Annotated in this window: 13 protein-coding genes; 5 read left to right on the forward strand and 8 right to left on the reverse strand. The window is 63.4% G+C overall.

Going from position 1 to position 14,337, the window contains the following annotated elements; genetic code table 11:
• Positions 1–59: 59 nt before the first annotated feature.
• Positions 60–3,767, reverse strand: a complete 3,708-nt coding sequence (gene metH / locus MFF34_RS05030; RefSeq protein WP_027593879.1) for a methionine synthase — start codon at positions 3,765–3,767, stop codon at positions 60–62.
• Positions 3,768–3,903: 136 nt separating this feature from the next.
• Between metH and MFF34_RS05035 the strand changes: the two genes are divergently transcribed.
• The 5 genes from MFF34_RS05035 to MFF34_RS05055 all read left to right on the forward strand — a co-directional run bounded on the left by MFF34_RS05035 (position 3,904) and on the right by MFF34_RS05055 (position 9,466).
• Positions 3,904–6,243, forward strand: coding sequence for a fatty acid cis/trans isomerase (locus MFF34_RS05035; RefSeq protein ID WP_374707379.1), 2,340 nt, complete (start codon positions 3,904–3,906; stop codon positions 6,241–6,243).
• A gap of 234 nt (positions 6,244–6,477) precedes the next feature.
• Entirely contained in the window at positions 6,478–7,512 is a 1,035-nt protein-coding gene (locus tag MFF34_RS05040) for an acyltransferase (protein ID WP_238210729.1), read from the forward strand.
• Positions 7,513–7,570: 58 nt separating this feature from the next.
• On the forward strand, positions 7,571–8,155 hold the full coding sequence (nfuA, locus tag MFF34_RS05045; RefSeq protein ID WP_012271640.1) for a Fe-S biogenesis protein NfuA: 585 nt from the start codon (positions 7,571–7,573) through the stop codon (positions 8,153–8,155).
• 214 nt (positions 8,156–8,369) lie between these two features.
• Complete coding sequence (locus MFF34_RS05050; protein ID WP_027593876.1) at positions 8,370–8,978, forward strand: SCO family protein; 609 nt, start codon at positions 8,370–8,372, stop codon at positions 8,976–8,978.
• Entirely contained in the window at positions 8,978–9,466 is a 489-nt protein-coding gene (locus MFF34_RS05055) for a copper chaperone PCu(A)C (RefSeq protein WP_238210731.1), read from the forward strand. Before MFF34_RS05050 ends, MFF34_RS05055 begins: the two co-directional genes overlap by 1 nt.
• 35 nt (positions 9,467–9,501) lie before the next feature.
• On the opposite strand, the gene MFF34_RS05060 is transcribed toward MFF34_RS05055, so the two are convergent.
• The 7 genes from MFF34_RS05060 to MFF34_RS05090 form a co-directional block, all read right to left on the reverse strand.
• A complete protein-coding gene (locus tag MFF34_RS05060; protein WP_033699008.1) occupies positions 9,502–9,729 on the reverse strand; it encodes a hypothetical protein in 228 nt (75 codons plus the stop codon).
• A gap of 76 nt (positions 9,730–9,805) precedes the next feature.
• On the reverse strand, positions 9,806–10,639 hold the full coding sequence (locus MFF34_RS05065) for an AraC family transcriptional regulator (RefSeq protein ID WP_085273250.1): 834 nt from the start codon (positions 10,637–10,639) through the stop codon (positions 9,806–9,808).
• Complete coding sequence (locus MFF34_RS05070; protein ID WP_027593872.1) at positions 10,636–10,950, reverse strand: AzlD domain-containing protein; 315 nt, start codon at positions 10,948–10,950, stop codon at positions 10,636–10,638. Before MFF34_RS05070 ends, MFF34_RS05065 begins: the two co-directional genes overlap by 4 nt.
• The gene (locus tag MFF34_RS05075) at positions 10,947–11,648 is read right to left on the reverse strand and encodes an AzlC family ABC transporter permease (RefSeq protein WP_238210734.1); all 702 of its coding nucleotides are present in this window, start codon (positions 11,646–11,648) and stop codon (positions 10,947–10,949) included. The genes MFF34_RS05070 and MFF34_RS05075 overlap by 4 nt, the downstream gene beginning before the upstream one ends.
• Positions 11,649–11,738: 90 nt before the next feature.
• Complete coding sequence (locus MFF34_RS05080; protein ID WP_027593870.1) at positions 11,739–12,434, reverse strand: sel1 repeat family protein; 696 nt, start codon at positions 12,432–12,434, stop codon at positions 11,739–11,741.
• 156 nt (positions 12,435–12,590) lie between these two features.
• Positions 12,591–13,685: a hypothetical protein gene (locus MFF34_RS05085; protein ID WP_238210735.1), complete on the reverse strand. Its 1,095-nt coding sequence runs from the start codon at positions 13,683–13,685 to the stop codon at positions 12,591–12,593.
• Positions 13,686–13,710: 25 nt separating this feature from the next.
• Complete coding sequence (locus MFF34_RS05090) at positions 13,711–14,337, reverse strand: LysE family translocator (protein WP_099429887.1); 627 nt, start codon at positions 14,335–14,337, stop codon at positions 13,711–13,713.

The following is a 14,337-nucleotide window of genomic DNA, read 5'->3' on the forward strand; positions in this document are numbered from 1 at the left end:
GCGCAAATCCCTGTAGGAGCGGGCTTGCCCGCGAATAGGCCAGTCAGGCTAGAACGGTCTTAGCTGTCGTACCCAAGGTTCGGCGCCAACCAACGCTCACTCACGCTCACCTCCTGGCCTTTACGCGCGCTGTAGCTGTCGATCTGGTCCTTGTCGACCTTGCCCACGGCAAAGTACTGCGCCTGCGGGTGGGCAAAGTACCAGCCGCTGACCGCCGCCGCCGGGAACATCGCAAAGTGTTCGGTCAGGAACACGCCGCTTGGGCCTGTCTCGCCAATGGCCGTGCCATCGAGCAGGCGGAACAGGGTTTCTTTCTCGGTGTGGTCCGGGCAGGCCGGGTAGCCTGGGGCAGGGCGGATGCCGCTGTACTGCTCTTTGATCAACGCTTCGTTGTCCAGGTGCTCGTCGCGGGCGTAACCCCAGTGCTCTTTACGCACCTGCTCGTGCAGCCATTCGGCGCAGGCTTCGGCCAGGCGGTCGGCCAAGGCCTTGACCATGATCGAGCTGTAGTCATCGCCCTTGTCCTGGTAGGCCTTGGCCACTTCTTCGGCGCCGATACCTGCGGTGGTGATGAAGCCGCCGACGTAGTCGGTGACGCCGCTGTCTTTGGGTGCGACGAAGTCGGCCAGCGACCAGTTTGGCTTGTTGTCTGGCTTGATGGTCTGCTGGCGCAGGTGATGAAGGGTGGCCAGGGGCTGGCCGTCATCGCCATAGACCTCGATGTCGTCATCGGCGACCTGGTTGGCCGGCCAGAAGCCGAACACGGCGCGGGCACTGATCAGCTTCTCGTCGATCAGTTTGTCGAGCATCTCGCGGGCGTCCTTGTACAGCGACGTCGCGGCCTCGCCGACCACTTCGTCGGTGAGGATGCGCGGGAATTTGCCGGCCAGGTCCCAGGAGATGAAGAACGGCGTCCAGTCGATGTACTCGGCCAGGGTGCGCAGGTCGATGTCTTCCAGCACCTTGACGCCGGTGAAGGTAGGCACGGCTGGCTGGTAGCTTGCCCAGTCATACTGCGGCTTGGCCGCGATGGCCTTGGCGTAGCTCAGGCGCTCGGTGCGGGCACTGCGGTTGGCGGTGCGCTCGCGCACTTCGACGTAATCCTGACGGGTCTTCTCGACGAAGCCGGGCTTGAGCTCCTTGGACAACAATTGGGTTGCCACGCCGACGGCGCGCGAAGCGTCGGTGACGTAGATTACCGCGTCGTTGCTGTACTTGGGTTCGATCTTCACCGCCGTGTGCGCCTTGGAGGTGGTCGCGCCCCCGATCATCAGCGGCAGGTTGAAGCCCTGGCGCTGCATTTCGCGGGCAACGTGGACCATCTCGTCCAGCGAAGGGGTGATCAGGCCGGACAAGCCGATGATGTCGCATTTTTCGTCGCGTGCGGTCTGCAGGATTTTCTCGGCCGGCACCATCACGCCCAGGTCGACGATGTCGTAGCCATTACAGCCCAGCACCACGCCGACGATGTTCTTGCCGATGTCATGCACGTCGCCCTTGACCGTGGCCATCAGGATCTTGCCCTTGGCTTCGGGCTTGTCGCCTTTTTCGGCTTCGATGAACGGGATCAGGTGTGCCACGGCCTGCTTCATCACGCGCGCCGACTTGACCACCTGCGGCAAGAACATCTTGCCGGCACCGAACAGGTCGCCAACCACGTTCATGCCGCTCATCAGCGGGCCTTCAATGACTTCGATCGGGCGCGCGCACTGCTGGCGGCACTCCTCGGTGTCTTCGACGATGTGCGCGGTGATGCCTTTGACCAGGGCATGTTCCAGGCGTTTGCCGACCGGCAGCGAGCGCCAGGCTTCGTTTTCGACTTCCTTGGTGGCGCCGCCGCCTTTGTAGTCGTCGGCGATGGCCAGCAGCGCATCGGTGCCTTCCGGGGTGCGGTTGAGCACCACGTCCTCGACCTTGTTGCGCAGGTCGGCCGGGATTTCGTCGTAGATTTCCAGCTGGCCGGCGTTGACGATACCCATGGTCAGGCCATTGCGGATGGCGTGGAACAGGAACACCGAATGGATCGCTTCACGCACCGGGTTGTTGCCGCGGAACGAGAACGACACGTTGGACACACCACCCGAACTCAAGGCGTGGGGCAGGTGGTCGCGGATGTAGGCGCAGGCTTCGATGAAGTCGACAGCGTAGTTGTTGTGCTCTTCGATGCCGGTGGCGACGGCGAAGATGTTCGGGTCGAAGATGATGTCTTCCGGCGGGAAGCCGACTTCGTTGACCAGGATGTCGTAGCTGCGCTTGCAGATTTCCTTCTTGCGCGCGGCGGTGTCGGCTTGGCCGACCTCGTCGAAGGCCATCACCACCACGGCGGCGCCGTAGCGCTTGCACAGGCGGGCGTGGTGCTTGAACTGCTCGACGCCTTCCTTCATGGAAATCGAGTTGACGATGCCCTTGCCCTGGATGCACTTGAGGCCCGCCTCGATCACTTCCCACTTGGAGGAGTCGATCATGATCGGCACGCGGGAGATGTCCGGCTCGCCAGCGATCATGTTGAGGAAGCGGACCATGGCGGCCTGGGAGTCGAGCATCCCTTCGTCCATGTTGATGTCGATTACCTGGGCACCGGCTTCGACCTGTTGCAGGGCCACTTCCAGGGCTTCGGTGTAGTTCTCTTCGCGGATCAGCCGGGCGAACTTGGCGGAACCTGTGATGTTGGTGCGCTCGCCCACGTTGACGAACAGCGACTGGCGGTCGATGGTGAACGGCTCCAGGCCCGACAGGCGACAGGCCTTGGCGATCTCCGGGATCTCACGTGGCTTGTACTTGGCAACCGCCTCGGCGATGGCCTGGATGTGGCCCGGGGTGGTGCCGCAGCAGCCGCCGATGATGTTAAGGAAGCCGCTGGCAGCGAACTCCTCGACCACCGCGGCCATTTCGGCCGGGGTTTCGTCGTACTCACCGAAGGCGTTGGGCAGGCCGGCGTTGGGGTGCGCCGAGACGTGGGTGTCGGCCTTGGTCGACAGCTCTTCCAGGTACGGGCGCAGGTCTTTGGCGCCGAGGGCGCAGTTGAGGCCGACGGAAATCGGCTTGGCGTGGCGCACCGAGTTCCAGAAGGCTTCGGTGGTCTGGCCCGACAGGGTGCGGCCCGAGGCGTCGGTGATGGTGCCGGAGATCATGATCGGCAGTTCGACGTTGTCATCCTCAAACACCTGTTGCACGGCGAAGATCGCGGCCTTGGCGTTGAGGGTGTCGAAGATGGTTTCGATCAGGATCAGGTCGGCGCCGCCCTCGATCAGGCCGCGGGTGGCCTCGATGTAGTTTTCTACCAGTTCGTCGAAGGTGACGTTGCGGTAGCCGGGGTCGTTGACGTCCGGGGAAATCGAGCAGGTGCGGCTGGTCGGGCCCAGTACGCCGGCGACGAAGCGCGGTTTGTCCGGCGTCTCCAGTGTCTTGGCGTCGGCCACCTGGCGGGCGATGCGCGCGCCTTCGACGTTCAGCTCGTAGACCAGCGATTCCATACCGTAGTCGGCCTGGGAAATCTGCGTGGCGTTGAAGGTGTTGGTTTCGAGGATATCGGCGCCAGCGTCCAGGTAGGCTTTCTCGATCGCGGCGATGACATCGGGGCGGCTAAGCAGCAACAAGTCGTTGTTACCTTTCACATCGCTTGGCCAATCGGCAAAGCGCGTGCCACGATAGTCGTGTTCCTCGAGGCGATAACTTTGGATCATAGTACCCATGCCGCCGTCGAGGATCAGGATGCGCTCTTTGAGTGCGTGCTGGAGTGCTTGGAGACGAGCGCTGCGGTCGGACATAGGAACTACCTGGTCGGGCGAATATCAGAAGGTGCCGAATCATAACAAAGCTGCGCGGTTTTTAGGCGCACTGCCCATTTGCATGAATTTAGCTCATGTTGGCACACAAGCACCCAAGGACGACCAGGCAATCGTGATGGCTTTCAAGAACCAGGACTTTCCGCACATGGTGCATCGTTGTATTCGTGCTTGGGCGGGCGTTTTCGCCTTGCTCATCAGTGGCGCGACCTTCGGGCAGGCTGCCCAATCGAGCCCGGCTATTTCCTACACCCGGGATATCCAGCCGATTTTCACCGAGAAGTGCGTGGCCTGCCATGCCTGCAACGATGCGGCCTGCCAGCTCAAGCTGGAAAGCCCAGAGGGCGCGGTGCGGGGAGCGACCAAGGTGCCGGTGTACCAAGGTGACCGCAGCGCGGCGGTGCCGACTACGCGGCTGTTCTACGACGCCCACAGCGAGGGCGAGTGGCGCAAGAAGGGCTTCTACTCGGTGCTCGACGGCCAGGGCAGCCAGGCCGCGCTGATGGCGCGCATGCTCGAGCTGGGGCACAAGACGCCGCTTACGCCCAATGCCAAGCTGCCCGAGGACATCGTCTTGGGCATCAACCGCAACAACATGTGCCCTTTGCCCCATGAGTTCGACGCCTACGCTGGCGCGCACCCTAAAGAAGGCATGCCGCTGGCGGTCACCGGCCTGACCGACCAGGAGTACACCACCCTGCAACGCTGGCTGGCAGCTGGCGCGCCGGTGGAGTATCAGCCGATTCAGCCGAGCGCGGTCGAGGCCAAGCAGATCGCCGACTGGGAAGAGCTGCTCAACCGCCCGGGTTCGACCGAGGCGCTGGTTGGCCGTTGGCTTTATGAGCACCTGTTCCTTGCGCACATCTACTTCGTCGGCGGGGAGCAGGGCCACTTCTTCCAGTGGGTGCGTTCCCGCACGCCCAGTGGCCAGCCGGTCGATGTGATCGCGACCCGACGCCCCAACGACCCGCCAGGCACCGACTTTTATTACCGGCTGATGCCGGTGCAGGGTGTGATCGTGCACAAGACGCACATCACTTATCCAATGGGGCCGCAGAAGCTCAAACGGGTCAAGCAACTGTTCTACGCGGGTGACTGGCATGCCTCGGCGCTGCCAGGCTATGGCCCGCGCCACCGGGCCAACCCGTTCGAGACCTTCGAGGCGATCCCGGCGGTGGCGCGTTACCAGTTCATGCTGGATAACGCCGAGTACTTCGTGCGCACCTTCATCCGTGGCCCGGTGTGCCGTGGGCAGATTGCAACCGACGTGATCCGCGACAACTTCTGGGCGCTGTTCCAGGAGCCGGCCCATGACCGCTACATCACCGATGCCCAGTACCGTGGCGAGGCCACGCCGCTGCTGGCCATGCCGGGGCAGATCGACGACGTGGGCAGTGTGCTGGGCCTCTGGCATGCCTACCGCGACAAGCGCAACGAATACGAAAAACTGCGCCGCGAAGCCTATGCCGAAATGCCGGCGCCGGGTTGGTCGACGCTGTGGGCCGGTAATGACAATGCACTGCTGAGCATCTTCCGCCACTTCGACAGCGCCTCGGTGACCAAGGGCCTGATCGGGGATGTGCCGCTCACCGTGTGGCTGTTTGACTACCCCTTGTTCGAGCGCACTTACTACCAGTTGGCCGTCAACTTCGATGTGTTCGGCAACGTTTCGCACCAGTTGCAGACCCGCCTGTACTTCGACCTGATCCGCAATGGCGCGGAGGTCAACTTCCTGCGCCTGATGCCGGCCGACCAGCGTGGCGCGATCCTCAGCGACTGGTACCAGAACAGCGGCAAGGTGAAGATGTGGCTCGATTACGAGGACATCGACACTGACACCCCAAGCGGTATCAAGCTGGACCCGGCGAACCCAAAACGCGACTTCGGGCTCAAGCTGGTGCAGCGTACCGGCAGCCTGAATGCGGCGCCTGACCCGATCAACCGCTGCCAGGGGGCTTACTGCTCGCGGCCGCAGATGAACGAAGCGTTCCGCAATGTCGAGCAGTCGCTCAGCCGCCTGGTGTCGCGCCCGGCTGCCGGGCTCAAGGTCATCAACCAACTGCCTGAGGCGACGATGCTGCGTATCGAAGGGCAGGGCGGCCAGCGCCAGGTGTACAGCCTGCTGCGCAACCGTGCGCACAGCAACGTTGCCTTCCTGATGGGCGAGGCTTACCGCTATCAGCCTGGGCTCGACACCCTGACCTTGTACCCGGGCGTGCTCAGCAGCTACCCGAACTTCATCTTCAACATTCCGGCCGAGGACGTGCCCGAGTTTGTCGAGGACATGGAGTATGCGCGTGATGATGCCGACAAATTCGAGCGCATCGTCATGCGCTGGGGCGTGCGCCGCAGCCATCCGCAGTTCTGGCAGTACTTCCATGACCTCAATAGCTATATCAAGGAGACCCAGCCGGTAGAAGCGGGTGTGCTGGACATGAACCGCTACGAGAACCTCTGATCGGCCAACCTGACCTTTCCGAAACAACTGCGGTCGGAAAGGTTGGGTGGTCTTGATCGATTGCAGGGGGCTGCTTTGCAGCCCTTCGCGGGTGAACTCGCTCCCACAGGGATAGCGCTGGCCTCTGGACCGGTGCAGTAGCTGTGGGAGCGTGTTTACCCGCGAACGAGCGCGTAGCGCTCGCCTCTGCATTCGGCCAGCGGCCTCAATGCACCGGCAATCGCAGGGTATTTCATGCTGTATTCGCTTCAGGCACTGCGGGCGTTCGCCGCCTGGGTGGTGGTCTGCCACCATTTCATGCAGATCTTTTTCGACTTCAAGGCCAGTGGGCCCATCGGCCAACTGCTCACCGACCGGGGCGCTGTCGGCGTCGACATCTTCTTCGTCATCAGCGGCCTGGTTATCTACCTCTCCACCCGCGACAAAACCATCGAACCCCGCCAGTTCCTGCTCAACCGGGTGCTGCGCATCGTCCCGGCGTACTGGTTCTACACCTTGGTCATGGCGGGCCTGCTGCTGGCGGCCAGCCGCTGGATGCCGCACCAGGAATTCGACTGGCACCACCTGCTGTTGTCGCTGCTGTTCGTGCCTGCGGAAAACCCCGGCGGGTATGGCCTTTATCCGACCTTGAACGTGGGCTGGACGCTGAACTTCGAGATGTTCTTCTACCTGCTGTTCGGCCTGGCATTCCTGGTCCGCCAACGCCATCAGTTGCTGCTGGTCACTGTCGCGCTGCTGCTGGTGAGTGAAGTGCTGGGGCGGCTGGGTGTGCTCAGCCGCTTCTACAACAACGACATCATTTATGAGTTCCTGCTCGGCATCGGCCTGGGTGTGCTGTATCGGCGCGGCCTGATCCGCCAGGGCATCTGGATGCCCCTGGCGTTGCTCGCGGTGGCGGGGTATGCCATCTACCACCTCGACGCCTCCCAGCGTCTGGTGCACTGGGGCCTGCCGAGCGCGCTGGTGGTGCTGGCCTTTGTCTCCCTGGAGCCGGTGTTCGCGGGTAACCGGCTGCTCAAGGCGCTGGGCGACTGTTCGTATTCGGTCTACCTGATTCACGTGCTGGTGCTGTATGCCGGCTGGTTCGCCAGCCAGCGGCTGCACCTGAACCCGTACCTGGTGTTTGCCCTGTGCGTGCCGTCCATTGGACTAATGTCGTGGTTCAGCTACCAGTGGCTGGAGCGCGGCCTGTACCGGCGAATGCAGGCCTGGCTGGCGGCGCCACGGGGGCAGGCGCCGGCGTATGCGCTTTCCCGAGTCAAATACTAGGACTTTGTACAAGGGCCAGGTTGGCGTACACTTGGCCGCAAGTCTGTGAGGAACTTCCATGAGCGCTATAACCATTACCGACGCCGCCCATGATTACCTGGCCGATCTGCTCTCTAAGCAGAATACGCCCGGCATCGGCATCCGCATTTTCATCACCCAGCCAGGCACCCAGTACGCAGAGACGTGCATTGCCTACTGCAAGCCGGGCGAAGAGAAGCCTGACGACACCGCCGTGGGTCTGAAGAGCTTCACCGCTTACCTCGATGCAGTCAGCGTACCTTTCCTGGAAGACGCGCTGGTCGATTACGCCACCGACCGCATGGGCGGCCAGCTGACCATCAAGGCGCCGAACGCCAAGGTGCCGATGGTCAACGAAGACAGCCCGATCAACGAGCGTATCAACTACTACCTGCAGACCGAGATCAACCCGGGCCTGGCCAGCCATGGCGGCCAGGTAAGCTTGGTGGACGTGGTCGACGACGGCATCGCCGTGCTGCAGTTTGGCGGCGGTTGCCAGGGCTGCGGCCAGGCCGACGTTACCCTGAAGGAAGGCATCGAGCGCACCCTGCTCGAGCGTATTCCGGAGCTCAAAGGTGTGCGCGACGTGACCGACCACACCCAGAAAGAAAACGCGTACTACTGATACCAGGGTTCGCCGCTTCCTTAGCAACAAACTGTTACGAGTTCAACCCCTGCGACAACAGGCCGCAGCCCGTATTCAAAGGGCTGCAGGCCATCTGCGCCTTCGTCGGGTAGAAGCACTTGGGGTGTCATGTAAGAATGCCCCGGTTTTTCGGCTGGCCCGTCCCAAGGGCCGGTACCTTTCCTGTAAAGGATGGCCTGTAAAGGATAGTTCCATGAATGATCTGTATACCCGGCGCGCGGTTGTCGCCGGGATGGGCGTTCTCGGGCTTGGCCTGCTGGCTGGCTGCAGCCCGGCCCGGGGTCTTGAGTTCAAGTACGGCAAGAACATGAGCAACGAAATCCTTGGGCGCAAGTTCAACCTCAAGGACCCCCAAGGCAACCCGCGTACCCTGTCGAGCTTCTACGGCAGCATGCCGATGATTTTCTTCGGCTTCACCCAGTGCCCGGCGGTCTGCCCGACCACGCTGGCGCGGGCGGCGCAAATCAGGCAGTTGCTCAGGGGCCGCGACCGTGACTTGTTCCAGGTGGTATTCATCACCCTGGACCCGGAGCGCGACACCCCCGAAGTGCTCGACGCCTATGTCAAAGCGTTCGACCCCTCGTTCACCGCGCTGACGGGCACCCCCGAAGAAATCGCCGAGGTGGCCAAAGAGTTCAAGGTGTTCTACGAGAAGGTCCCGGCCGGTGATACCTACACCATCTCTCATTCGTCCACCAGCTACGTCTACGATACGCGTGGCACCCTGCGCCTGAGCCTGGGCCATTCCCTGAACGCCAAGGAATGCGCTGAAGACCTGGTCACCCTGATGGAGATTTGCTAATGGCTGTTTCACTGCAACCGATCAAGCGCGGCCTGGCCGCCATCGCCCTGCTGGGCCTTGCCCTGCCTGCCCTGGCCCAGACCACCGTGAGTGATGCTTGGGTGCGCGCCAGCGTGCCGCACCAGCAGTCCACCGGTGCCTTCATGACCCTGACGGCCAGCAGCGACAGCAAGCTGGTGGGCGTTGAATCGCCTGTGGCCAAGACCGTGCAAGTGCATGAAATGACCATGAACGGCGACGTGATGGGCATGCGTGAGGTCAAGGCCGTCGAGTTGCCGGCTGGCAAAGCAGTCACCCTGGACCCGAACGGCCTGCACGTGATGCTGATGGGGTTGAACCAGCAGGTGAAAGAAGGCGAGCAGGTGCCGCTGACCCTGGTCATCGAAGATGCCAAGGGCGGTAAAGAAAAGCTTCAGGTGCAAGCGCCAGTGCGTCCGCTCAACGCCGAGGCAGGCGGTGGGCATGACCACATGCACATGAATCACTGATTGATCTGGGGCTGCGCATAGCGGCCCCAATTCATTCAGCTACGAAAACGCGGCAAGGGCCTGTCGAGGGTCAGCGAGGTCAAGGTCTTGCGTACCTGGGCTTCGTCGGCCTCCAGGGCCTTTAGACTCGCGCGGATCTTGCCGGCGACGGGCACATCGCCCTGCCGGTCGATCCAGTCGGCAATCTCCTTGCAGGCACTGCTCAGGCAGGCCTGACGCTGGTTCATCAGCGATATGAGGGTGGTGAGCTCTCTTTCGGACATGGCAGGATCCTCCAATTCAGCCCTGTCAGTGTAGCAGTGGCCAGCAAGCTTGCCTGGGGCCGGGTGTCGCAGGGCGTCAGCTTGGCAGGCAGGCGCTGCGGTATGCGCCTGGGGTTACCCCATAAGCCTGCTTGAACTGCCGGCTCAAGTGGCTCTGGTCGGCAAACCCAAGCGCAAACGCCACCTCCGAAGCCGCCTGGCCGCGTTTCAAAAACTCACGGGCACGGGCCAGGCGCCGTTGCTTGAGCCAGGCATGGGGCGGCAGGCCGGTGGCCTGGCGAAACACCCGGGCGAAGTGGAAGGGTGACAGGTTGACCGCCGCCGCCAGGGCTTCAAGCGATGGCGGGTCGGCCAGCTGACTCTCCAGCAGTTCACGGGCGCGGGCCACCGCCTGCGGCTCATGGCCCGGTGCAGCGGGTTCGGCGCATTGCCCATGGCGTTGCACCAGGGCCAGCACGGCATGGCGCCAGGCGGTCTGCTGTTCCAGGGCGCTGGCTGCGCCTTCGGACAACTGGTGCAACTGGCTGAAGGCGAGCGCCAGGGCCGGGTCCTGGATCACACTGTCCTTGAAGGTGGGCATGCCGTGGCGGCCCAGTTCCAGCTCCTCCAGCACGCCCGTTACCCGCTCATGCTCTGGGTAGAAACCGCGGTAGCGCCAGCCGGCTTCGTGGGCGGTGGCGCCGGTGTGCAGTTCGTCGGGGTTGATCAACACCATGCTGCCCACCGGGGCCAGGTGTTCGCTGCCACGATGCCAGAAGCGCTGGGCGCCCGACTCGATCACGGTGAACACGTAGCCTTCATGCACGTGCGGGGCGAAGCGCTGCTGGAAATACCGCGCGTGCAGCATTTCGACGTCGCCCAGCGCCGGCGCCTGCCACAGGTGCGTCTGCTCGCGCAGGGGCGTGGTCATGCCAGCCAGCTGCGCAGGAGGAAGAAGATCAACATGCTCACCAGCATGCTCAGCAACACGCTGCGGGTCAACAGCACCAAGGCGACGGCCACCACCGAGCCCAGCAGATAAGGGTTGAGCAGGCTCAGGTTCAGCTGGTGGTCAGGCATGAAAATGATCGGCCCGCAGATGGCGGTGAGCATGCCCGGCACCGCGAAGCCCAGAAACTGCCGGGCATTGGAACTCAGGCGCAAGGGCAGGCGTGGTTCAAGAAACGCATAGCGATTGAGAAACACGATGGCGCCCATGGCGAAAATCAGTAACCAGGTCATGCGCGGCCTCCAAAGCACTTTTGGCAAATGAAGCCGGCGCCCATGCCGAGCAGGCCCGCGGCCACCAGGGCAGTTTCCCAGTGCCAGGCACTGAACAGGACCGAGCAGAACAGCGATACGGCCACGCACACCACCGTGGCCAGGTTGCGCACCAGTGGCGCGATCAGGGCGACGAAGGTGGCGACAATCGAGAAGTCCAGGCCCAATTGGTCGAGGTGCGGGATGTTCTGGCCAAGGACGATGCCTGCCAAGGTGAACAGGTTCCAAGCGATGTAGAAGGTCAGGCCCACACCCAGCGCATACCAGCGATTGAACTGCTGCTGGTCGTAATGGCTGGTCAGGGCAAAGAACTCGTCGGTCAGCAAAAAGCCCAGGCCCAACCGCCAGCGCAGCGGCTGGTTCGACAGCACCGGGCGCATGGACAGGCCGTACAGCAGGTGCTGCGATGTCAGCAGCAAGGTGGTGAGCAGGATCGAGGCCAGGTTGGCGCCGCCCTTGAGCATGCCGATCGCCACCAGTTGTGCAGCACCGGCGAAGACGATGGCCGACAGCCCCTGGCCTTGCCAGGCGCTCAGGTTGGCCTCAATGGCCATGGAGCCGGCCAGCAGGCCCCAGGGGGCGACGGCCAGTGAAAGCGGGAGGATGGCGATGGCGCCATGAACAAAGGCTTGGCGAGCGATGTGTGGGTTGTGGGGCATGGTGGCTGCAACGCGTGTACTCGGTTGGGCAGCATGCCAGAGTGAAGCGGGCGATGGCTTGAACGATCTTGCTGGTTTGTCGACTCGCCGCTATCGATGGCTGGTCAACCAGCGCTGCGCAGTCGAGCATCCGTTGATGTCCACGGCCTTTTGCAGCAAGGCCTGGCGATGCCCTGGGTCAAGGTCGGCCAGCACCCGGTACACCTCGGCCTGGTAGTCACGCTGGCGCCCCCACTGCATGTTCAGGCCTTGCGGCTGGCTGCGGTTGCAGGCCAGTCGTGTGGTGGGCTGTGGGTAGTAGGGAGCGTATTGGGGGGCCATGCTTGGGATCGCCTCCAGCGCAGCGCGATAGTCTGCGCTGGCGTTGTAGGGCGGGCACCAGGTGGCAATGGCCGGTGCCGGTGGCGCGAAGCCTTGCTTGAGGCTCGCCTCCAGCAAAGGGCAGGCAGCGTCCGGGATCTGGGCCACCGGCAGGTAGGTCATGTAGTACAGCGCCAGCCGGTACTGGGCCACGGGGTGGCCAAGCTCCACCGACTTTTTCAGCAGTGCCACGGCGGTGGGCAAGGTGTGCGCGAGGGCCTGGCCCTGGCGGGTGAGCTCCGGGTCGCTGCCCACGGCAGTGCGCAGTGAGCTGGCGCCGTCGTCCTGGCTGTCGGCCTGCTCGAGCAAGGGCAGGGCCTGGCGGTAGAGCAAGTCGGCATGAGGGTCTATGCGCACGTCGAGCGCTTGCGCGGCCAGTGGCATCAAGGCGATCACCAGCGGCGACAGGGTTGCCACACGACTCACAGGCAGGCCTCGTGGGACGGGCAGTCACGACAGGCGGCCAGTGGTTGATGCACGGCTTGGATGTTCATCACAGGTACAGGTACGCCTCGGGCGAATCGGAACGACGACGTATTCTAGCCACCCAAGGGGCCTCGCCGGAAGACCGGCGGGCAACTGTCAGACGAGCTTGATAGGCGTGACCTTGCGCTGAGCGTGTTTTTCCTGGGCCAGGCCCAGCTTGGCGGTAATGACTTTGGCCAGTGCGTTGTTGCCCAGGTCGTTGAGGTGCAGGCGGTCGACGAACAGGTCGGCGCCAAACACGGGCGAGCTGCTGAGCATGCTGTTCATGTCATAGCAGGCTACCGGGTCGGCCTGGTCTTTGATGCGGCGAAAGAAGGCCGTGTGCAAGTGGCTGTCGAAGACCCCGTCCAGCAGGCGCTCGAAGTTCGCGGGCTGCCGCGCCAACGCCGCCAGCATAGCTTGCTCGCCCGCTGGCAAAGTTTCTCGGCACCAGGGCAGCAGCGGCTGAAGAATGAAGGTGAGGGTGGCGTGGCTGTCTGCCAGCAGCCGCTCCCACTGGCGCAGGGTGCGGCCGATGCTGTCGGCCGCGCGGACCAGGCGTTTTTCTGGGGGCGACAGCGGCTGGGCGGCTGGAGGCGCGGGAGGGGGCGCGGCCAAGGCTTGGCCGATGCGCCGCCAAAGCGATTGTCGGCGGGGGGCTGCGGCAGGCGGCATGCCATCGCTGAAACTGTTCAAGGCTTCCTGAAAACCTGTGACGTGATGCGCCTCGCGGGGGCTGGCGAGGATTTCGTAGAGGGCCTCATGGGCCAAGGTATTGAGGCCGCTGAGCACCACCACGTGGCCGAGCTGGCCGAGGCGGTGCTGGTGAGTCAGGAACATCAGCAGTTCTTGGCCAGCATTGAGCCCGCAGCCTGCCAGGCTCAGCCAGACCTCGCCGGTCAGCATCGACAGGTGCGAAGCCACCGTGTGCTCATCGCTGCTGGCACCGACGCCCAAGGCGGTGGAGCCCCCGACCAACAGGTTGATGCGCGGCGCCGTGCCGCGCTCGGCCGCCGAGAAGCGCTTGCCGGCACAGTGGCTGTAGCGCAGGCCGAGCGCATCGGTGTTGATGGTGCCCGAGCGGTAGCCGCTCTCGTGGATGTGCAAGGCGTGTGGCGCACGGCGGCTGCCCAGTTGCAGAAAGCGCTGGTAGTCCTGTTGCAGCGGCGAAGGAAGGCCCAAAACATCTGTGCTCGTGTCGGTCGATCTCATGGGCACTCCTTGCGAGGCATCCGGCTCAGGCCGCTAGTTCCTTGAGGTTGTACAGCAGGCCGCCGGCCGCGATCAGCAGCAGGGCGACGCCCGAGGCCAGGCTGATGACGCGATTGCTGCGCTGCGAAGCGATCTTGCCGATGGCGAAGATGTACAGGCTGAGCACGGCAAAATCGATGGCCACCCACAACAGCGACAGCACCACCATGCTTTTGCCGAACGACTCGGTGATCTGGATGAACTGAGGGAAGAAGGCGATGAAGAAGATGATGTCCTTGGGGTTGGAGATACCCACCATGAACCCTTGCAGCAGGCCGCCACGCCCAGGCCCAGGCGCTTCGTTCGCCGACTCTGGGGTGGGCGCCTGCAGGGCTTCCTTGAGGGTGCCCACGGCGATGTAGCCGATGAACAGGCAGCCCAGCAGGCTCATGCCGCTGAGCCAGGCCTTGTCGATGGCCGCGCTGGTCAGGATGATCCAGGCCGCCGCGCCAATCAGTACCAGGGACGCCCAGTTGGTCCCCACGGCAGTGAACATGGCTTTGCGCGACCCGGAGGCGGCAGCGGTGTTGACGATCAGTGCCACCACTGGGCCAGGGGTGGCGATCAGCAGCAGGACAGTCAGGGCATAGGTGGCGGTGAGTGCGGTATTCAC

Origin of the sequence: Pseudomonas sp. PAGU 2196 (assembly GCF_022179005.1) — a bacterium.
Classification (GTDB): domain Bacteria; phylum Pseudomonadota; class Gammaproteobacteria; order Pseudomonadales; family Pseudomonadaceae; genus Aquipseudomonas; species Aquipseudomonas kermanshahensis.